21 protein-coding genes are annotated in these 18,351 nt (G+C 63.9%); 6 read left to right on the top strand and 15 right to left on the bottom strand.

Going from position 1 to position 18,351, the window contains the following annotated elements; translation table 11 throughout:
• The first annotated feature begins 10 nt into the window (after window positions 1-10).
• Window positions 11-436: a DUF1761 domain-containing protein gene (locus EJ071_RS05615; protein ID WP_126097189.1), complete on the top strand. Its 426-nt coding sequence runs from the start codon at window positions 11-13 to the stop codon at window positions 434-436.
• Between the two features lie 133 nt (window positions 437-569).
• On the opposite strand, the gene gcvA is transcribed toward EJ071_RS05615, so the two are convergent.
• Window positions 570-1,496, bottom strand: a complete 927-nt coding sequence (gene gcvA / locus EJ071_RS05610) for a transcriptional regulator GcvA (RefSeq protein WP_126097188.1) — start codon at window positions 1,494-1,496, stop codon at window positions 570-572.
• A gap of 131 nt (window positions 1,497-1,627) precedes the next feature.
• On the opposite strand from gcvA, the gene EJ071_RS05605 reads away from it, so the two are divergent.
• The gene (locus EJ071_RS05605) at window positions 1,628-1,891 is read left to right on the top strand and encodes a hypothetical protein (RefSeq protein ID WP_189521418.1); all 264 of its coding nucleotides are present in this window, start codon (window positions 1,628-1,630) and stop codon (window positions 1,889-1,891) included.
• A gap of 55 nt (window positions 1,892-1,946) precedes the next feature.
• Here the strand turns inward: EJ071_RS05605 and EJ071_RS05600 are convergent, their stop codons facing one another.
• Window positions 1,947-2,543, bottom strand: a complete 597-nt coding sequence (locus EJ071_RS05600) for a L,D-transpeptidase (RefSeq protein WP_126097187.1) — start codon at window positions 2,541-2,543, stop codon at window positions 1,947-1,949.
• 84 nt (window positions 2,544-2,627) lie between these two features.
• Between EJ071_RS05600 and EJ071_RS05595 the strand changes: the two genes are divergently transcribed.
• Together EJ071_RS05595 and EJ071_RS05590 are read left to right on the top strand one after the other, a co-directional pair.
• Window positions 2,628-3,311 carry a response regulator transcription factor gene (locus EJ071_RS05595; RefSeq protein ID WP_126097186.1) on the top strand — a complete coding sequence of 228 codons (684 nt, stop codon included), beginning with the start codon at window positions 2,628-2,630 and terminating at the stop codon, window positions 3,309-3,311.
• A gap of 248 nt (window positions 3,312-3,559) precedes the next feature.
• Entirely contained in the window at window positions 3,560-4,015 is a 456-nt protein-coding gene (locus EJ071_RS05590) for a cyclic nucleotide-binding domain-containing protein (protein WP_126097185.1), read from the top strand.
• Window positions 4,016-4,303: 288 nt separating this feature from the next.
• On the opposite strand, the gene EJ071_RS05585 is transcribed toward EJ071_RS05590, so the two are convergent.
• The 7 genes from EJ071_RS05585 to tesB form a co-directional block, all read right to left on the bottom strand.
• A complete protein-coding gene (locus EJ071_RS05585) occupies window positions 4,304-5,104 on the bottom strand; it encodes an exodeoxyribonuclease III (RefSeq protein WP_126097184.1) in 801 nt (266 codons plus the stop codon).
• Window positions 5,105-5,350: 246 nt separating this feature from the next.
• Window positions 5,351-6,019, bottom strand: a complete 669-nt coding sequence (locus EJ071_RS05580; RefSeq protein WP_126097183.1) for an outer membrane lipoprotein carrier protein LolA — start codon at window positions 6,017-6,019, stop codon at window positions 5,351-5,353.
• Window positions 6,020-6,161: 142 nt separating this feature from the next.
• Entirely contained in the window at window positions 6,162-8,813 is a 2,652-nt protein-coding gene (locus tag EJ071_RS05575) for a DNA translocase FtsK (RefSeq protein WP_126097182.1), read from the bottom strand.
• 211 nt (window positions 8,814-9,024) lie between these two features.
• Entirely contained in the window at window positions 9,025-9,300 is a 276-nt protein-coding gene (locus EJ071_RS05570) for a hypothetical protein (RefSeq protein WP_126097181.1), read from the bottom strand.
• Between the two features lie 319 nt (window positions 9,301-9,619).
• Window positions 9,620-10,969, bottom strand: coding sequence for an ammonium transporter (locus EJ071_RS05565; protein ID WP_126097180.1), 1,350 nt, complete (start codon window positions 10,967-10,969; stop codon window positions 9,620-9,622).
• Between the two features lie 32 nt (window positions 10,970-11,001).
• Window positions 11,002-11,340 carry a P-II family nitrogen regulator gene (locus tag EJ071_RS05560; protein WP_126097179.1) on the bottom strand — a complete coding sequence of 113 codons (339 nt, stop codon included), beginning with the start codon at window positions 11,338-11,340 and terminating at the stop codon, window positions 11,002-11,004.
• Between the two features lie 250 nt (window positions 11,341-11,590).
• Window positions 11,591-12,454: an acyl-CoA thioesterase II gene (tesB, locus tag EJ071_RS05555; protein WP_059189448.1), complete on the bottom strand. Its 864-nt coding sequence runs from the start codon at window positions 12,452-12,454 to the stop codon at window positions 11,591-11,593.
• A 101-nt stretch (window positions 12,455-12,555) separates the two neighbouring features.
• On the opposite strand from tesB, the gene EJ071_RS05550 reads away from it, so the two are divergent.
• Complete coding sequence (locus EJ071_RS05550; RefSeq protein ID WP_126097178.1) at window positions 12,556-13,818, top strand: ubiquinone biosynthesis hydroxylase; 1,263 nt, start codon at window positions 12,556-12,558, stop codon at window positions 13,816-13,818.
• Window positions 13,819-14,088: 270 nt separating this feature from the next.
• On the opposite strand, the gene EJ071_RS05545 is transcribed toward EJ071_RS05550, so the two are convergent.
• The 3 genes from EJ071_RS05545 to EJ071_RS05535 all read right to left on the bottom strand — a co-directional run bounded on the left by EJ071_RS05545 (window position 14,089) and on the right by EJ071_RS05535 (window position 15,369).
• Entirely contained in the window at window positions 14,089-14,619 is a 531-nt protein-coding gene (locus EJ071_RS05545; protein ID WP_126097177.1) for a hypothetical protein, read from the bottom strand.
• A 169-nt stretch (window positions 14,620-14,788) separates the two neighbouring features.
• Entirely contained in the window at window positions 14,789-15,145 is a 357-nt protein-coding gene (locus tag EJ071_RS05540; protein ID WP_126097176.1) for a YciI family protein, read from the bottom strand.
• Window positions 15,142-15,369: a hypothetical protein gene (locus EJ071_RS05535; RefSeq protein ID WP_126097175.1), complete on the bottom strand. Its 228-nt coding sequence runs from the start codon at window positions 15,367-15,369 to the stop codon at window positions 15,142-15,144. The genes EJ071_RS05540 and EJ071_RS05535 overlap by 4 nt, the downstream gene beginning before the upstream one ends.
• A 226-nt stretch (window positions 15,370-15,595) precedes the next feature.
• On the opposite strand from EJ071_RS05535, the gene EJ071_RS05530 reads away from it, so the two are divergent.
• On the top strand, window positions 15,596-16,021 hold the full coding sequence (locus tag EJ071_RS05530) for an OsmC family protein (RefSeq protein WP_126097174.1): 426 nt from the start codon (window positions 15,596-15,598) through the stop codon (window positions 16,019-16,021).
• Between the two features lie 251 nt (window positions 16,022-16,272).
• On the opposite strand, the gene EJ071_RS05520 is transcribed toward EJ071_RS05530, so the two are convergent.
• The 3 genes from EJ071_RS05520 to EJ071_RS05510 form a co-directional block, all read right to left on the bottom strand.
• Complete coding sequence (locus EJ071_RS05520; protein ID WP_126097173.1) at window positions 16,273-16,902, bottom strand: DUF480 domain-containing protein; 630 nt, start codon at window positions 16,900-16,902, stop codon at window positions 16,273-16,275.
• A 234-nt stretch (window positions 16,903-17,136) separates the two neighbouring features.
• Window positions 17,137-17,916 (bottom strand): succinate dehydrogenase iron-sulfur subunit, encoded by a 780-nt coding sequence (locus tag EJ071_RS05515; RefSeq protein ID WP_126097172.1) that lies wholly within the window; start codon window positions 17,914-17,916, stop codon window positions 17,137-17,139.
• The gene (locus EJ071_RS05510; RefSeq protein WP_126097171.1) at window positions 17,916-18,350 is read right to left on the bottom strand and encodes a DUF3052 family protein; all 435 of its coding nucleotides are present in this window, start codon (window positions 18,348-18,350) and stop codon (window positions 17,916-17,918) included. The genes EJ071_RS05515 and EJ071_RS05510 overlap by 1 nt, the downstream gene beginning before the upstream one ends.
• Window position 18,351: the final 1 nt, after the last annotated feature.

The following is an 18,351-nucleotide window of genomic DNA, read 5'->3' as shown; positions in this document are numbered from 1 at the left end:
AGGGGATTTCATGGATTTTTCGGTCGTGAACTGGCTGGCGGTTATCGTCGCCGCGGTCGTGGCGTGGCTGTTCGGCGCCGTCTGGTACATGGCCCTGAGCAAGCCCTGGCTGCAGGCGGCGAAACTCGATCCGGCGACGATGAAGCGCTCGCCCGTTCCGTTCATCGTCAGCTTCATCGCCGAGCTGGTGATGGCGCTGATCCTGACGCTGGTGGTCGGCGCGATAACCGGAGGCGAGCCGAGCCCGATCGCAGGATTGCTGTTCGGCTTCGTGCTCTGGCTGGGCTTCGTCGCCACCACGCTCTCGGTCAACCACCGCTATGAAGGCTTCGGCTGGAACCTCACCCTGATCGATGCCGGCCACTGGCTTGGCGTGCTGCTGATCATGGGTGCGATCATCGGCTGGTTCGGCGCCCCGGCAGCTCCTGCGGGCTAAGGCGTGTCTCCCGAAAGTGGGAACCGGTTTCGGGACAAAGACATGCGTAAAATCAAAAACTAAAGCGCATGGAGCGAATCTGAAAGATCGCGACGCGCTTTAGTCTAGAGCATACGCACGACGGTTTCGGGCATCACGCCGCGTCCGCGTCTTTCGCGACCTCGTCGAGAAGCCATTCGCGGAAAGCGACGATGCGCGCGTCGTCCTTCACCGCTTCAGGATAAACCAGGAAGTAGGCGAACTCCGGCGCGACCTTGATGCCGAGCTCGAAGGGTCGGATAAGCCTGCCCTCGGACAGATCGTTGGCCACCATGGCGAAATCGGCGAGCGCGACGGCAACGCCGTCGAGCGCCGCCTGGACGACATCCGTCGAGTTGTCGAACACGATGGTCCGGCTGTCGTCGAAATCATCGACGCCGGCCGCCGCCATCCACATGCGCCAGTTCGGCCATGTGATACCCTGGCGGGACCATTCGATATGAGCGAGCATGTGATGGAAGAGGTCGCGCGGCTCGTTCAGCGACGGTCCGGACCGCAGCAGAGCCGGACTGCAAACAGGAATGATGACGTTCTCGAACAGCCGGTCCGCGCACAGCCCCGGATATTTGCCGGCGCCGAAACGGATGCCGACATCGACATCGTCGCGATCGAAGTCGCGCAGCTTGGAGGCGATGTCGAAGCGGAGCTCGATGCCCGGCCGCTGCCTGCGGAAATCGTCGACGCGCCGCATCAGCCGTTTGGTCGCGAACTGCGCGTCAAGCGTGATCTTCAAGAGCGCCGTGCCTCTGGTCATTTTGCGCGCGCGGGTAACGGCGCGGCTGAGGAGGTCGAGCGCATCGATCGAGGCCTCGAACAGAACGTTGCCCGCTTCCGTCAGCCGGATGGTGCGGCTGGTGCGGGTGAACAGCACCAGGTCGAGCTGATCCTCGATTTCCTTGATCTGGTGGCTGACCGCCGCCGGCGTCAGGCCGAGCTCGTCGGCCGCGCGGGTGAAATTGAGGTGCCGGGCCGCCGCTTGAAAGGTCCTCAGCGCGCGCGTTCCGGGCAGCAGCTTGGACATATGATCTCCAAATAAAACTTGATGATCAAATAAGAACTACTCGTTTCCCGTTTGTTTTTCAATCCGGCAAGATGGCTTCATCGAAACACCATCAAACCGGATTTGATGTCCGGAGAAACACGGATAGAGCCATGACCGAGATCGTTCTGAAGTCCTGCACGACCCAGGAATCCCCTTCCGGCTTCACCCTTTGGCTGCGATCGGCACGCGATTGGCTGCGCCAGGCCCGGGTCGCCACCCGGCTTCCCAACGAGTCCGTCGAGGATCTCTCCGACAGCCAGTTGCGCGACATCGGTGCCGAGCGCCGGGATGTGGCGAAGGCGATGGACAGGGAGCTCGGCCGGATCGGCTTGCTGGATGCGGGCTGGCAGCGTCCAAGACGATATAGGCAGTAGGGAAAGAGAGACCTACTGCCTACTGCCTACTGCCTACTGCCTACTGCCTACTGCCCTACCTCACCACCTTCACTACCGTCCGGTCCGACAGCAACGGCAGCAGCCTTGCCATGGTACGGGCCGTCACCGCCACACACCCTTGCGTCGGCGTGAAGCCCGGCCGCGCCAGGTGGAAGAAGATCGCGCTGCCGCGGCCGCGCCGGCGCGGCGCGAGGTTCCAGTCGAGCACCAGGCAGACATCGTAGAGCCGGTCGTCGCGCTTCATCCGCTCATGGCTCGCGCCATAAGGAATCTTTACCGGCCGGTTATAGTTGCGGTCGTCCGGCACCTCGCACCAGCCGAGGTCCGGGCCGATCGGCGCCATCGCCAGCCTCGTCCGCCGCCCGCCGGGAAACTGGTCGTTGCGGAAATAGCCCGACAATATCCGCATCGCGGCCAGCGGCGTCGCGCCGTCGCCCTCGCGCTTGTTTGTCGAGATGCCGCCGCGCCCAATCGCGCAGGGAAACACCGTTTTGCCGGCCTGCAAGAGCCCTTGCGCAGGGTTGCCGGGCCTCGCGCGCACAGTCAGGACACGCAGGCCTTTCGGCAAAAATTCACCCGCCTCATTGCGCGCGCGTTTTTTCTTGTATGATTGTGTCACGGAACAAATCACTGTGATCGGCTGTTGCGCCGGTGAGCTTCCGCATAAATGGGGGGAGGTCAACTGAATATTCTTTTTAAAACAACGGATTGATCCATGACATCACGCACCATTCTGATCGTTGACGACGACGACGACTTGCGGTCCACTCTCGTCGAGCAACTGGCCCTTTACGAGGAATTCGACGTCCAGCAGGAATCCACCGCCGCAAAAGGCGTCGCCGCGGCGCGCGGCGGCCTCGTCGATCTGCTGATCATGGATGTCGGCCTGCCCGACATGGACGGCCGCGAGGCGGTAAAGATCCTGCGCAAGGGCGGTTACAAGGCGCCGATCATCATGCTGACCGGCCACGACACCGATTCCGACACGATTCTGGGCCTCGAGGCCGGCGCCAACGACTATGTCACCAAGCCGTTCCGCTTCGCCGTGCTCCTGGCGCGCATCCGCGCGCAGCTTCGCCAGCACGAGCAGAGCGAGGACGCCACCTTCTCGGTCGGCCCCTATACGTTCAAGCCCAGCCAGAAGCTTTTGATCGATCCGCGCGGCGCCAAGGTGCGGCTGACCGAAAAGGAGGCCTCTATCATCAAATATCTCTATCGCGCCGACCAGAAAGTGGTGACCCGCGACGTGCTCCTGGAAGAGGTGTGGGGCTACAATTCCGGCGTCACCACGCATACGCTGGAGACTCATGTCTATCGGCTACGCCAGAAGATCGAGCGCGATCCTTCCAATGCCGAAATTCTTGTGACAGAAAGCGGCGGCTACAAGCTGGTTCCTTAAACATTTCATGATCTAGAGCAATTCCAGGAAAAGTGTGGAAGCGGTTTTCCATCCGGAATTGCTTGAAACAAACAGCAAAGAGCGGTCGGGCGGGACCGCTTCGGGTACGATCCTGGTGCTGGAGGGTGATGGATCGGCTCGCTGGACGCATCGCACGATGCGTGATTGGAAGGTTGGAGTGCAAGCGTGCGGGAGCACGCGGTGCTCCAAAGGAGGGACTGGACTGACCGCTCGGGGACACAGCTAGGATGGCGCTGGATGACGACATCCGCATCCTGTCCGCCGTGAAGCTTTTTCAGGGCTTCACGCAGGAACAGTTGCGTCTGCTCGCCTTCGGCGCGGAAAACACCTTCCTGCAGGCCGATCACAAGCTCTACCGCGAGGATGACGAGGCCGACTCGGCCTATATCGTGGTCAGCGGCTTGATCGCGCTCTATCGCGAGCATGGCGGCGAGCGCATCCCGATCGGCACGGCCGGCCCGGGCGCAATGCTCAGCGAGCTCGCTTTGATCGCCGACACCAACCGGCTGACCAGCGCCTCGGCGGCGGCCGATTCGGAAGTGATCCGGCTCAGCCGCAAGATGTTCCGCCGCATCCTGGAAGAGTATCCGGAACTGGCGGCGCAGCTGCACGAGCGCATCCTGGAGGAACTCCAGCAGATGCTCGCCCGCATCGAGGCGCTGGCACCGAGGTTTACGGGGTGATGCACAAGGGGCGGCTCAATGGCGCGTTCGTCATTCTAGGGCGGAGCAAGGAGCGCAGCGACGCGCGCAGACCCTAGAATCCATGCCGTGACGTTGACGCTTTGCCGCGTTGCAGAATGAGGTTTCCAGGCGACGATCGATATGCAGGGAAGGAGTTACCCTCTGTTCTGCATCGTTGCATCCTTCGACACAGGTAACGGAATGGATTCTAGGGTCTGCGCGCCGCTTCGCGTCGCTTCGCCCTAGAATGACGAACGCGAAGGCTTGCGCCCCCAGCTGTCGCCGACGCTACTCCAAGTCAAACTTCGCGATCACCGGCACATGGTCCGACGGTTTCTCCCAACCGCGCGCCGCCTTCAGGATCTCGTAGCCGGCAAAGCTCGGCACCAGATTGGCCGACGACCAGACATGGTCGAGCCGGCGGCCACGGTCCGATGCTTCCCAGTCCTTCGCCCGGTAGCTCCACCAGGTGTAGAGTTTTTGCTCGGCGGGCACGTTGAGCCGCATCAGGTCGACCCAGCCGCCGGCTCGCCGCATCGCTTCGAAACTTTCGGTCTCGACCGGCGTGTGGCTGACGACGTTGAGCAGTTGCTTGTGCGACCAGACGTCATGCTCCTGCGGCGCGATGTTGAGGTCGCCGACCAGGATCGAGGCATCGTCCAGGCTTGCCGGCACGCCGTTCATTTCGTGGACGAAGTCGAGCTTGTGCCGGAACTTGCGGTTGATGTCCGGGTCCGGCTCGTCGCCGCCGGCCGGAACGTAGAAATTATGCAGCAGGATCGACCTGCCGCCGGCCTGAGCCCTGACCGACAGATGCCGGCTGTCGTCGATCTCGCAAAAACGCCGCTTCTCGACCAGCTCGATCGGGCGGCGGGCCACGGTCGCCACGCCGTGATAGCCTTTCTGTCCATGGAAAAGGATGTGCTCATAACCCGCTTTGCGGAAGGCCTTTTCGGGGAAAAGCTCGTCCGGAACCTTGGTTTCCTGCAGACAGAGCACGTCCGGCGCATGTTCTTTCAGCAGCCGCTCGACGATCGGCATGCGCAAGCGCACGGAGTTGATGTTCCAGGTGGCGATGGTGAAGGGCATGCGGCGGGGTCCGGGGACGGCGTAGGTCGCCGAACTACTGCCAGCCGCGCGCCATAAAGACAAGCCGGCGATAATTGCAGAGGTCGGGGCTGCCCCTCATCCGCCTGCCGGCACCTTCTCCCCGTATAGTGACGGGGAGAAGGGATAAGCTCCGCCGCCGGTGGCCCCCCTCTCCCCGTTCTTCACGGGGAGAGGGTAAGGGTGAGGGGCAGCGCCGACGCCGGAAAACCTTCACAGCAGCTGAATCTACCGCGTCTTCGTATTGAGCTCTCTGTTCGCCGTATAGTCGATGGCGAAGGTGTCGTCCGGGATGGAGACGCCTTCCTTGACGTTGAAGATCATCACCGTCGTGTCCTTGCCCTGCGCGTCGGTGATCGTCCACTGGCGCAGCTCATAGCTCTTCGGATCGAACATCATGGTGATCCGGGCATTGCCGAACACCGACTTGTCGGAAAGCTGGATGGTGGTGAGGTCGTCCTCTTCCTTGACCGCCTTCACCCGCCCGCCGGAGAGGTCGATCCTGTCGTCCAGCAGCAATTTCAGCGGCGTCTTCGACAGCGGGTAGAGGTCGGAGGTGTTCAGCTTCTTGTTGAGGATGACCACCGACTTGCCGTCGGAGATCACCCGGAAATTGGATGATCCGTCATAGTTGAAGCGGATCTTGCCGGGGCGTTCGAGGAAGAACTTGCCGCCGGTCTGCTCGCCCTTCGGGCCGAACTGCACGAACTCGCCGCTCATCGATTTGACCGAGGAGAAGTGGTCGGCGATCTTTTGCGCAGCCGGCGGAACCGCGGCCTGCGCCCGGGCCAGAAGCTGGAAGCCCGGCACGACGTTGATGGCTGCTGCGCCCGCGAGCACAAGGCCAAGGCCGAGCGCCTGTCGGCGGGTTGGGGCGAATTCAGTCTGGGTCTTCATGCCGGTCACTTCCTGTGATTTGTGTCGTCGCAGTGTCTGGACCCCCAGTTGGGCCTAAGTTTGGCGGGTCACACGGCGCTTGGTCGCATGAACGCGCCAGAAGGTTCAAAGTTGCCGGCCGTCCCCTGTGGTCGCCGCCGGGCTAAAACTTATCGTCTTCCGTCGGCACCAGTATCTCGCGCTTGCCGGCGTGGTTGGCCGGGCCGACGATGCCTTCCTTCTCCATCTTCTCGATGATCGAGGCGGCGCGGTTGTAGCCGATGCCGAGCCGGCGCTGGATGTAGCTGGTCGAGGCCTTGCCGTCGCGCAGCACCACCGCCACCGCCTGGTCGTAGGGATCATCCGAATCTTCGAAATTGCCGCCGCCGCCCGAGCCGCCCCTGCCCGAGGCGCCGTCCTCATCGTCTTCCTCGTCATCCTCGGTGATGGCGTCGAGATATTCCGGCACGCCCTGCAGCTTCAGATGCCCGACGATCCTCTCGACTTCGTCGTCCGAGACGAACGGCCCGTGGACGCGCTGGATGCGCCCTCCGCCGGCCATGTAGAGCATGTCGCCCATACCGAGCAGCTGCTCGGCGCCCTGCTCGCCAAGGATAGTGCGGCTGTCGATCTTCGACGTCACCTGGAAGGAGATGCGGGTCGGGAAATTGGCTTTGATGGTGCCGGTGATGACGTCGACCGAGGGACGCTGCGTCGCCATGATGACATGGATGCCGGCGGCGCGCGCCATTTGCGCCAGGCGCTGCACCGCGCCCTCGATGTCCTTGCCGGCCACCATCATCAGGTCGGCCATCTCGTCGATGATGACGACGATGTAGGGCATCGGCTCGAGGTCGAGGTCCTCGGTCTCGTAGATCGCCTCGCCGGTCTGGCGGTCGAAGCCGGTCTGCACCGTGCGCGAGATTTTTTCGCCCTTCTTCTCGGCCTGGCTGACGCGCGCGTTGAAACCGTCGATGTTGCGCACGCCGACCTTGGACATCTTGCGGTAGCGGTCCTCCATCTCGCGCACCGTCCACTTCAGCGCCACCACCGCCTTCTTCGGATCGGTGACGACCGGCGTCAAAAGATGCGGGATGCCGTCATAGACCGAGAGTTCGAGCATCTTCGGATCGATCATGATCAGCCGGCATTCCTGCGGCGTCAGCCTGTAGAGCAGCGACAGAATCATGGTGTTGATGGCGACCGACTTGCCCGAGCCGGTGGTGCCGGCGACCAGCACGTGCGGCATCTTGGCGATGTCGACAATGACCGCCTCGCCATTGATAGTCTTGCCGAGCGCCAGCGCGAGCTTCGCCTTGGTCGTCTCGAAGTCGCGGCTGGCCATGATCTCCCTGAGATAGACCGTCTCGCGCTTGGCGTTCGGCAATTCGATGCCGATGGCGTTGCGGCCCGGCACGACGGCGACGCGGCAGGCGATCGCGCTCATCGAGCGGGCTATGTCGTCGGAAAGGCCGATGACGCGCGATGACTTGATGCCGGGCGCGGGTTCGAGCTCATAGAGCGTTACAACCGGACCCGGGCGGACATGGATGATCTCGCCCTTGACGCCGAAATCCTCCAGCACGCCTTCGAGCAGCCTTGCGTTCTGCTCCAGCGCATCCTTCGACAGGCTCGGGTCTTTCGCCACGTTCTTCGGCTCGGACAGGAAATGCAGCGACGGCATCTCGAACGTGCCGGAGCCGATCAGCGAGGTCTGCGCCTCGCGCTGGACGCGCGCGCCTTGCACCGGGCGCGGTGCCGGAGCCTCCACGCGGGTCGCCGCGTCCGAGCGGAAGTTGCGCACATTGGCGCGGCGCTGGACTGGCTCCTCGTCGTCGAAATCATCGAGGTCGGCCCCTTCGTCGTCGAAGACATCGTCGTCGACCGGATCGACCGAGGCGCTGCGGTCGTTGACCATGGCAGCGAAGAATTCCGGCTCGACGCGGGCACGTCCGCCGGGGCTCATCCTGGCCTCGGCGAACTCGGCCGATTCGACCCGCTCGGCGGCGCGCCGCCAGGCGCTTGCGCGCGGCTCCATCTGCGGCTCGAACTCGTCGCGCTCCTGCCTGCGGCGCGCGGCGCGGCGGTGCAGGAAGGCGCGGAACGACAGCCACCAATGGGTGACAGCGCCGAGCGCAAGAATGCCTTCGTCGCCCTCGTCTTCATCCTCGTCGAACAGCAGATCGTCCTGCTCGCGCGGATCGGGCTCAGCGGCGCGCTCCATGACCGCAAAGCCGTTCTTGCGCGCAATCAGCGCCGAGCCATAGGCGAACAGCCACAAGGCGGGCGCGGCAAGCACAACGGCGATGACGCTGGCGAAAAGACCCTTCGGGTAGCCGCCGACTGCGATGCCCGGGATCTTCAGCACCATGTCGCCGAAGACGCCGCCGAGGCCGGTCGGCAGCGGCCAGGTGTTGGGCGGCGTGACGCAGCCGACGATCGCCGCGGCAAGCAGCGCGAAGCCGAACCAGGCAAGCCCGCGCTTAGGCAGCCTGTCGACGCCGCGCGCGGAGAAGAGAAGAAAGCCCCAGACCACAGCCGGCACCAGGCCGGCGACGGCGGCAAGGCCGAAGAACTGCATGGCAAGGTCGGAAAACACCGCACCCGCATAGCCCATGGCATTGGTGACGATGTTGGTGGTGGCGTGCGAGAAGCTCGGATCGGCGACGTTCCAGGTGGCGAGGCTGGCGACGCCGAAAGCGGTGAACACGAACAGTCCGGCGCCGACCAGCCGCCCGACCTGGCGCCGCGCGAACGCCTGGATGCCGTGCCCCGTATCGGTCAGCGCGAGCGGTGCTGAAGCGCCTGAACGCATGCTCTTCCCCGTAAGTCGTTGCCTGGCCGGGCGCTTGGCGCACTCCGGCAGATTCGGACGACAGACTATCGGCGGGAAGGTTAAGGCCGCATTAACCATGGCCTTTTACCAGCGCCGCCCTCCAAACTGAAATGGCGAGCCTCGCGGCCCGCCATCTTCCTTGTAGAACGAGGAAAACGATCGGATCCTCTCGGACCCGATCTCCCGCAAATCACTTGTGACCGGCGTACATCATCAGGTTGGCGCAGAATTCGGCGTGGGGCTTGCTCATTGCCGCGTCCTGGCATTCCTTCATCATCATGTCCTGCTTGTCCTTGGCCGTCGAAGCCCAGGCTGCCTTGAAATCGGCCTCGGACTTCATGGTCTTCATGCCGGAATCAGTGAAGAACGGCGCCATGTTGTCCGGTTCGTCGAGAGCCCCGGCCAATGCGACGCCGCTGATCATGGAAAAAGCGAGTGCCCCGAGGAAGATGTTCTTCATGTTCATCAGGTGGTTCCTTCCCTTTGTTGTTTAACGAGCGCCAGAACGGCGGCCGCAACCCCACTACGGAATCGGAAAGCCCGATGTTTCTTCCTGTTTATGCATCACGCGAACGTGATCGCGCCGAAAAATAATTCTCCGCTTCGCCTTTCCACACGTACGATTTTCCAAAAAAAGAGGCCCGGATTGCTCCGGGCCTCAAGGCGTGAGCCCCTTTCGAAGCGTCACGACGGGATCTTGATCCAGGAAAACCGCTCGGCGGCTTTCGTTCGAGATATCCCGGGCCGGCGGGAGGAGGGTCCGCCGGCCCGTGGCGAAGGTTGCCTTACGGCACCACTTCGCCGTGCTGGGTGACGTCGAGACCCTCGACCTCTTCCTGGCTGCTCGGACGCAGGCCGACCAGCGCCTTGACGATGAAGAGGATCACGAAGGTGGCGATCGCCGTCCACAGGATGGTGAAGACGATGCCGTAGATCTGCGTGCCGACCGAAGCGCCCTTGCCGAGCGAATTGATCGCCGGATCGGCGAGCGCGCCGGTGAGCAGCGCGCCGACGATGCCGCCGACGCCATGGACGCCGAAGGCGTCGAGCGAGTCGTCATAGCCGAACGCATGCTTGAGCTTGACCGCCGACAGGTAGCAGACGACGCCGGCGATGATGCCGACGATGAAGGCGCCGGTCGGGTTGACGAAGCCGGAAGCCGGCGTCACCGCGACGAGGCCGGCGACGGCGCCTGAGATGATGCCGAGCACCGAGGGCTTCTTGGCGACGATCCATTCGGCGAACATCCAGGCCAGCGCCGCGGCGGCGGTGGCGACCTGCGTGTTCATCATCGCGGCGCCCGCGAGGCCGTCGGCGGCGAGCTCGGAACCCGCGTTGAAGCCGAACCAGCCGACCCACAGCAGCGAGGCGCCGATCACCGAATAGACGAGGTTATGCGGTGCCATGTTGGTGGTGCCGTAGCCCTCGCGCTTGCCGAGCACCAGCGCGCAGACCAGGCCCGCGACACCGGCGTTGATGTGGACGACCGTACCGCCGGCGAAGTCGAGAACGCCGGCCGAACCCAGGAAGCCGCCACCCCACACCCAATGCGCGATCGGCGCGTAGACGACGACCAGCCACAGGCCCATGAAGATCAGCAGCGCCGAGAACTTCATGCGCTCGGCGAAAGCGCCGGCGATCAGCGCCGGCGTGATGATGGCGAAGGTCAACTGGAACATCGAGAAGACGAATTCAGGAATGTTCGCAACGCCCGGCAGCCACAGTGTCGAGGTGGTGATGCCCTGATGGAAGAATTTCGAGAAGCCGCCGAGATAGGCGTTCATGCCGCCGCCGTCGGAGAAGGCCAGCGAATAGCCGAACATGAACCACAGCACCGTCACCAGGCAGGTGATGGCGAAGCTCTGCATGATGGTGGCGAGCACGTTCTTCTTGCGCACCATGCCGCCGTAGAACAGCGCCAGGCCCGGAATCGTCATCATCAGCACCAGCGCCGTCGAGGTCAGCATCCAGGCGGTGTTGCCGGTGTCGAGGACCGGGGTCGGCGCGGCAGGTGCGGCCGGCGCTGCCGGAGCCGCTTCCTGCGCGAAGGCGGCGACGGTGCCGAATACTGCGAGAGCGAGCGCACCGAGCGCGGCCGCGCGTCCCGTCGTCTTCAAGGTGGAAGGTATGTTCATTGAACTCTCCGTTGGAATAGCTGGTCGCCGCTTCAGAGCGCGTCGGTGTCTGTTTCGCCGGTGCGGATGCGCACCGCCTGGTCGATGCCGAAGACGAAGATCTTGCCGTCGCCGATCTGGCCGGTCTTGGCGGCCGCGGAGATGGCCTCGACGGCCTTGTCGACCATGTCGGCGCCGACGGCGACCTCGATCTTGATCTTGGGCAGGAAGCTCACCGCGTATTCCGCGCCGCGATAGATTTCCGTATGTCCCTTCTGACGCCCGTAGCCTTTGACTTCGGTGACGGTCAGGCCCTGGATGCCGACGCCGGTGAGCGCTTCGCGCACCTCGTCGAGCTTGAACGGCTTGATGATTGCCATCACGATTTTCATAAGGTTTCACCCTTTGCTGTTGCGGTCGCCCGCGTTTGCACACCTTCGCCGATCCCCCATGAGAGCCGGAGAGTGCCCGACAGGATTCAAGCTCCGTGCCAATTGCCGAAGCAGGGCGTTAACCTGTTGTAAACAAAGGAGATGGGCGACCCTTGCACATTTTTCGTGCGCGAGGGCGTCGGGGTGTCTGATTAATAAATAGGCAATTTTTTGAAAATGCCTGTTTTATAGGCTTTGACTCGAAGCCGGCTCAGCGTTTCAGCCGGATGAGGCCTTCTTGGGCCACCGAGGCGATCAGCGTTCCGTCGCGCGCGAACAGCGAGCCGCGGGTGAAACCGCGCGAGCCTTGCGTGGAGGGACTGTCCTGCGTGTAGAGGATCCAGTCGTCCAGCGAATGGCTGCGATGGAACCACATGGCGTGGTCGAGGCTGGCCGCCTGGATGTCGCGGTCGAAGATTGCGCGGCCATGCGCGAAGGTCGAGGTGTCGAGCAGCGTCATGTCGGAAAGGTAGGCGAGCACGGCGGCCTGCGTCGCCCGGTCTTCCGGCACCGGGCCGGTGGTGCGGATCCAGATGTTCTGCTCCGGCTCCAGCTTCTCGCGGCTGGTATAGTGCTTCAGCATCACCGGTTTCATCTCGATCGGCCGGTCGCGCTCCCAGTAGCGCTTGATGCCTTCCGGCACAGCCTCGCCGAATTTGCCGAGCAGCTCGCGCTGCGACAAAAGCGTGTCGGGCGCCGGCACGTCGCGCGGCATCGGCAGCTGATGTTCCAGCCCCACCTCGTCCTGCTGGAACGAGGCCTCCAACGAGAAGATCGCCTGTCCGTGCTGGATCGCCACCACCCGGCGCGTGGTGAAGGAGCCGCCGTCGCGGATGCGGTCGACCTCGTAGACGATCGGCACCTTGGTGTCGCCGGGCCGCATGAAATAGCCGTGCAGCGAATGCACATGGCGCTCGGGCTCGACCGTGCGCTGCGCGGCGACCAGCGCCTGGGCGATCGTCTGGCCGCCGAAGACGCGCTGCCAGTCGAGCTTGGGGCTGCGACCACGATACAGGTTGTGTTCGAGCTGCTCGAGGTCGAGAATGTCGAGTAGCTCGTCCATCGCCGCCGTCATGTTCCGCGTCCTTGAAAGATGTGTCATGGCGGGTTTCGGACAGGACAGGCGGGCAGTCAAGCTGCGACGGCCGCCGCCGGAGGCCGCGAAAGGAAAGTGCCATGGTGGAGCGCAAGGCGGATGCAGCAGACAAAACATCGCTGGATGTGCTGGTGGCGGGCGCCGGCTATGTCGGTCTGGCCGCCGCCGTATCGCTGAAGCAGGCGCGCCCCAGCCTTGCCGTCGCCATCGTCGACGCGGCGCCCGCCGGCGTCTGGCAGAAGGACGGGCGCGCCTCGGCGATTGCCGCTGCCGCCTGCCGCATGCTGGAACAGTTAGGGGTCTGGGACGAGATCGCGCCGGAAGCGCAGGCGATCACCGAGATGATCATCACCGATTCGCGCGCCGCCGATCCGGTGCGTCCGGTGTTTTTGACCTTCGACGGCGAGGTGGCGCCCGGCGAACCCTTCGCGCATATGGTCGCCAACCGGGTTCTGAACGGCGCGCTGCGCCGCCGCGCCGAAAAGCTCGGCATCGACATCATCGAAGGCATGGCCGTCAGCGCCTTCGACACGAACGGCGCCGGCATCAGTGTGCATCTGGCCGATGGCGCCGCGCTCAAGGCACGGCTGCTGATCGCCGCCGACGGCGTCAATTCGAAGCTGCGCGACATGGCCGGCATCAAGACGGTGAAATGGGAATACGGCCAGTCCGGCATCGTCTGCACGGTCGCCCACGAGCGCCCGCACAATGGCCGTGCCGAGGAACATTTTTTGCCAGCCGGCCCCTTCGCGACGCTGCCGCTGAAACCCGACAAGGACGGCACCAACCGCTCGTCGATCGTCTGGGTCGAGCGCACGGAAGACGCGAAAAAACTCGTCGATGGCGACGAGTTCGTCTTCGAGCACGAGCTGGAGCAGCGCTTCGGGCTGAAGCTCGGCGAGATCCGCGTCGCCGACAAGCCGCGCGCCTGGCCGCTGGGGCTGACGCTTGCGCGCGCTTTCGTCGCGCCGCGCATCGCGCTCGCAGGCGATGCCGCCCACGGCATTCATCCGATCGCCGGCCAGGGCCTCAATCTCGGCTTCAAGGATGTGGCGGCGTTGGCCGAGGTGTTGGTCGAGGCCGATCGGCTCGGCCGGGACATCGGCGCGCTCGACGTGCTCGAACGCTACCAGCAATGGCGGCGCTTCGACACGCTGCAGATGGGCGTCACCACCGACGTGCTGAACCGGCTGTTTTCCAACGACATCGGCCCGCTGCGCGCCGTGCGCGACGTCGGCCTCGGGTTAGTCGAGCGCATGCCCAGGCTCAAGGACTTCTTCATCCGCCAGGCCTCGGGCCTGTCCGGCGACACGCCAAGGCTATTGAAAGGGGAGGCGATCTAACACCTCGCAATTGGCCGAGGCCTACACGACGTCGTCATCCACGGGCGGAGCGGGAGCGAAGCGGACGCGAAGACCCGAGGATCCATTCCGTGACTTTAATCGTAGGGTGCTGTCGAGCAGAATTCTGCGCCGCTGCAACGCTTACAGGTAACGGAATGGATTCTATGGTCTGTGCCGCGTCGCTTCGCTCCTTGCTCCGCCATAGATGACGAAGCGAGAGGCGTTCCGGCCAATCACGAAGGCATGCGGCCCGGCCGCCGCTGCTTCAGCTCAGTTCACTTCAAAACCCAGCTTCTGCCGCAGCCTCAGCATCCGCTGGTCGGCTATTCTGAGGCTCTGCTCGCCGCCTTGCGCCACGCGGTTCAGCATCCGGAGCAGATCGTCCCGCTCGTGCGGATCGAGGCGCTCGCGCAGGAATGGCGCCAGCTTGTCGATGACGATCGTGGTGTCGTCGACCTGCGAGGCGGCCCATTTGGCGTAGACGACGGCCTCGTCGGTCTTCTTCGGGCTCTGCGCAATCTGCGAGATCACCTCGCGAAGGGCGGCCTCGCGTTGCGGCAGGATCGGGCCTTGTTCCGAAACGATCGAAGTGATCAGCGTCGCGGCCGCCACGACGGGATCGTCGATCGCCGTCAGCGGCGACAGCGCCGCCTGCTTGCGCAGCTTCTTGCGGCGGATATTGCCTTGCACGCGCCCGACGACATCGGCCACCTCGCGCGCGGCCTCGTTCATGGCTTTCATCCGGTACCACCAGATGGCCGCCGCGCCGAGCAGGCCAAGTACAGCGATCAGGAAAGGCATGCCGAATTCCCCCGAAATCCCGCAACGATAGGAGAAGTGGGGCATCGCTTCAACACGCGACAGTTGCGGCAGCTAAGAAACCCCTAATGCACGTCGCCCAAAAGTGCTCAGCAGTTTTGGGAGAACGACATGCATCAAACAAAGACACCGCAACCGCCATACGCCGGCGTCATGATCCCGGCACATTGTAGATCGCCCTGACCTCGACGGTACCGAGCTCGGCCAGCGGAATGCCGTCGGCGATCGCCAGCGCCTCGTCGAGATCCGCCGCCTCGACCATGACGAAGCCGAGCAGTTGCTCTTTCGTCTCGGCGAACGGGCCGTCGGTGACCAGCCGCTTGCCCTTGCGCCGCCTGAGCGACTTCGACTTTCCTACCGGCTGCAGCGCCTGCGCGATGATCAGCTTGCCTTGTTGGTCGAGTTCCCTGTCATAGGCGAGCGAGTCGGCATCGAGCTTGGCGGATCTTTCCGGCGTGAGCGCGAAGAGGTCTTTTTCCTCGCCATAGACCAGCAGGACATATTTCATTTTTCGTTCCCTTCCTGTGATGAACCATAGGAGGCGACAGCGACGCTGTCAGCCTTGCTTCTGGCGGCCGCCGCGTGGTCGAGCAGGAATGCCGCGATCCCGATGATGGCCACGGCCGCCACCAGCTGGCCGAAACCGGATGCTGGGGGATCCAGCCAGAACTCTTCCGGTCGCTCGGCCCTTCTGCCGGGGCGCCTCCAAAGTGCGAAAAACAGATTGTCCATCCTGAACCTCCATCGGCCGCAGAACTCGCGACCGCCCGCAGGACGGTCCAACCGCCGGGAAGTCGACATTTTTGCACGAGCATTTTTTCAGGAATTCCGGCGGGGCCGCCGATGCTGGCATAATCGAGCCAAGAGGCATGGATGGTCTTCCGGCGCGCCCGCGCTATAGTTGACGGGAACGCCGGTGCCCGCCGGCGCAGACCCCGACAAAAGCCAGGAGGACTTCATGGACCGCACCGCAAACGCCGTCTGGAAAGGCAATCTCAAAGAAGGCAAGGGCGCGCTGGACACCCAGAGCGGCACCTTGAAGGGCACGCCCTATTCCTTCAAGGCTCGCTTCGAGGACGAGAGCGGCAAATCCGGCACCAATCCGGAAGAGCTGATCGCCGCCGCGCATGCCGGCTGCTACGCCATGCAGCTGTCGCATTTCCTGGCCGAGAACGGCACGCCGGCCACCGAGCTCGACGCCAAGGCGGTGGTCACGCTGGTGCCCGGCACCGGCATCACCGGCAGCGCCATCACCCTGGTCGGCAAGGTGCCGGGCATCGACGCGGCGAAGTTCAAGGAATTGGCCGAGAAGGCCAAGGCCGAATGCCCGGTGTCGAAGGCGCTCGGCGCCATCAAGGTCTCGCTCGACGCCAGGCTGGGGTGAGAAACACTCCAAACTTCGGACTGCTAGCCGGGCGCTTGCGGCAGACGCCGGCGCCGCCCCTCACCTGCCTGCCGGCATCCTCTCCCCGTATAGTGACGGGGAGAGGGGCGCTGCGATCGATGGTTTCGCCAACCTCCAACGTTGCAAGCAGGGCGCCAAGGTCGCGGCCAGCCCTTTCTCCCCGTCACTATACGGGGAGAAATGCCCGGCAGGGCAATGAGGGGCAGCGCAAACGTCGATGGTTGACTTCCTTACGCGCCCAGCGCCTCGATCTTCGCGCGCAGAGTCGCGACCTCATCCTCCAGCGCCCGCACCCGCGCTTCAAGGTCGGAATCCGATGACGCCGCCGCCGGCTGCCAAGGCGTCGCAACCGCCGCCGCTTCCACCGGCCCGCTCAACAAATGCACATAGCGCTCCTCGCGCTGTCCGGGCGCGCGTTCGAGCAGTTGGATGAGCGGCGGGCGACGGCCGATCATCAGGTCGAGATTGTCGCGCAGCTCCTCGATCGAGGCAAAGCGCGCCATGCGTTCCGAACGCGCGAGCAGCTCATGCGCCGTCTGCGCGCCGCGCAGGAGCAGCAGGCCGACGATGGCGATCTGCGGCGTGGTGAGCGAAAAGCGCTGCGCCATCAGATGCTCGTAGCGCTCGACGCGCGAGGCAAAAGCCTGGCGCACCAGGCCTTTCTGCTCGAGCTGGGAGAGCGCCCGCCTGACCTCCGTCAGCTCCAGCGCCATCACCGGCTCGCGTGCCGTCTTCTGGTTGGCGGCTTGATGCGCGCCGTTGAGCGTCAGCGGATAGACGTCCGGCGTCAGCTCCTTCTTCTCGATCAGCGAGCCGAGGATCCGGGCTTCGGCGGGGGAGAGGACGGGGAGATCGGTCATGGGGTTGCTATCCTTTGTGAGGCCGGAGGGACAGCACCCCCTCTGTCCTGCCGGACATCTCCCCCGCAAGGGGGGAGATCGGCAGCTTCAGCGCCGTTCGTCCATTCTTGCAACGTTGAAGATTAGCGAAAGCGGGAAAGACAGCCAATCTCCCCCCTTGCGGGGCAGATGTCCGGCAGGACAGAGGGGAGTGTGACGGAACGCGGCGTTCGAGATCGCCACGAACCTGCGAGGCTAGACCCGTCTCTCCACCATCATCTTCTTGATCTCAGCAATCGCCTTGGCGGGATTGAGTCCCTTCGGGCAGGTCTGCGCGCAGTTCATGATGGTGTGGCAGCGGTAGAGCCTAAACGGGTCTTCGAGATTGTCGAGCCGCTCGCCGGTCGCTTCGTCGCGGCTATCGATCAGCCAGCGATAGGCCTGCAGCAGCGTCGCCGGGCCGAGATAGCGCTCGCCGTTCCACCAGTAGCTCGGGCACGAGGTCGAGCAGCAGGCGCACAGGATGCATTCGTAGAGCCCGTCGAGCTTCTCGCGGTCCTCATGGCTCTGCAGCCACTCCTTCGCGGGCGTCGGCGAGACCGTCTTCAGCCACGGCTCGATCGAGGCATGCTGGGCATAGAAAGTGGTGAGGTCCGGGACCAGGTCCTTGATCACCGGCATGTGCGGCAGCGGATAGACCTTGACCGCGCCGGAGATGTCGTCGCAGCCCTTGGTGCAGGCCAGTGTGTTGGAGCCGTCGATGTTCATGGCACAGGAACCGCAAATGCCTTCACGACAGGAGCGGCGCAGCGTCAGCGTCGGGTCGATCTTGTTCTTGATCCAGAGCAGTGCGTCGAGCACCATCGGCCCGCAATCGTCCATGTCGACGAAATAGGTGTCCATGCGCGGGTTCTCGCCATCGTCCGGCGACCAGCGGTAGATGCGGTATTCGCGCAGGTTGGTGGCGCCTTCCGGCTTCGGCCATGTCTTGCCCTGCTGGACTTTCGAATTCTTGGGAAGTGTGAGTTCGACCATTACCTGCGGTCCTTTCGGATGACGAGCTTCAGCCCGGACCAGATTTCATTCACGGCGGCGACCTTGACGTCGACGAGGTCGAGCTTGAGCGCTTGCGTGCGGATGACGTCTTCGGTGACGTCTGTGGCGACCTTCGATGCCTTCTTCGGCCAGGAGACCCAGACCATGCCGTCGCGCTTGATCGCCGTCTCTATATCGCCAAGACGATCCTCGATCTCGGCGCGCTGGCGAGTGAAGGCGTGCACGGCATCGTATTTCCCGGTGCCGGAGATCGCTGCCCATTCGGGCAATCGATCGACCTCGGCGAAGTCCATGGCCTCGGCAAGATCGTCGAGTTCCGGCGGCAAGGCGATGAAGGCGGCGACCATACCGTCCTTCAGGCCGAGCTTGGCCGGAAGGGGCGTGCCGGAATATCCCGCGGCCGCCAATGTCATG

This window comes from Mesorhizobium sp. M1B.F.Ca.ET.045.04.1.1, from assembly GCF_003952465.1.
GTDB lineage: Bacteria > Pseudomonadota > Alphaproteobacteria > Rhizobiales > Rhizobiaceae > Mesorhizobium > Mesorhizobium shonense.
This window is presented reverse-complemented; position numbering and strand designations above follow the sequence as displayed.

Coding starts and splice junctions, on each gene's coding strand:
- EJ071_RS05605 (WP_189521418.1), top strand. CDS start 1,628: ATGACCGAGATCGTTCTGAAGTCCTGCACGACCCAGGAATCCCCTTCC.
- EJ071_RS05520 (WP_126097173.1), bottom strand. CDS start 16,902: ATGACCGATCTCCCCGTCCTCTCCCCCGCCGAAGCCCGGATCCTCGGC.
- EJ071_RS05560 (WP_126097179.1), bottom strand. CDS start 11,340: ATGAAAATCGTGATGGCAATCATCAAGCCGTTCAAGCTCGACGAGGTG.
- EJ071_RS05590 (WP_126097185.1), top strand. CDS start 3,560: ATGGCGCTGGATGACGACATCCGCATCCTGTCCGCCGTGAAGCTTTTT.
- EJ071_RS05565 (WP_126097180.1), bottom strand. CDS start 10,969: ATGAACATACCTTCCACCTTGAAGACGACGGGACGCGCGGCCGCGCTC.
- EJ071_RS05585 (WP_126097184.1), bottom strand. CDS start 5,104: ATGCCCTTCACCATCGCCACCTGGAACATCAACTCCGTGCGCTTGCGC.
- tesB (WP_059189448.1), bottom strand. CDS start 12,454: ATGACGGCGGCGATGGACGAGCTACTCGACATTCTCGACCTCGAGCAG.
- EJ071_RS05515 (WP_126097172.1), bottom strand. CDS start 17,916: ATGGTCGAACTCACACTTCCCAAGAATTCGAAAGTCCAGCAGGGCAAG.
- EJ071_RS05535 (WP_126097175.1), bottom strand. CDS start 15,369: ATGGACAATCTGTTTTTCGCACTTTGGAGGCGCCCCGGCAGAAGGGCC.
- EJ071_RS05580 (WP_126097183.1), bottom strand. CDS start 6,019: ATGAAGACCCAGACTGAATTCGCCCCAACCCGCCGACAGGCGCTCGGC.
- EJ071_RS05615 (WP_126097189.1), top strand. CDS start 11: ATGGATTTTTCGGTCGTGAACTGGCTGGCGGTTATCGTCGCCGCGGTC.
- EJ071_RS05595 (WP_126097186.1), top strand. CDS start 2,628: ATGACATCACGCACCATTCTGATCGTTGACGACGACGACGACTTGCGG.
- EJ071_RS05550 (WP_126097178.1), top strand. CDS start 12,556: ATGGTGGAGCGCAAGGCGGATGCAGCAGACAAAACATCGCTGGATGTG.
- EJ071_RS05530 (WP_126097174.1), top strand. CDS start 15,596: ATGGACCGCACCGCAAACGCCGTCTGGAAAGGCAATCTCAAAGAAGGC.
- EJ071_RS05575 (WP_126097182.1), bottom strand. CDS start 8,813: ATGCGTTCAGGCGCTTCAGCACCGCTCGCGCTGACCGATACGGGGCAC.
- EJ071_RS05570 (WP_126097181.1), bottom strand. CDS start 9,300: ATGAACATGAAGAACATCTTCCTCGGGGCACTCGCTTTTTCCATGATC.
- EJ071_RS05510 (WP_126097171.1), bottom strand. CDS start 18,350: ATGACATTGGCGGCCGCGGGATATTCCGGCACGCCCCTTCCGGCCAAG.
- EJ071_RS05545 (WP_126097177.1), bottom strand. CDS start 14,619: ATGCCTTTCCTGATCGCTGTACTTGGCCTGCTCGGCGCGGCGGCCATC.
- EJ071_RS05540 (WP_126097176.1), bottom strand. CDS start 15,145: ATGAAATATGTCCTGCTGGTCTATGGCGAGGAAAAAGACCTCTTCGCG.
- gcvA (WP_126097188.1), bottom strand. CDS start 1,496: ATGTCCAAGCTGCTGCCCGGAACGCGCGCGCTGAGGACCTTTCAAGCG.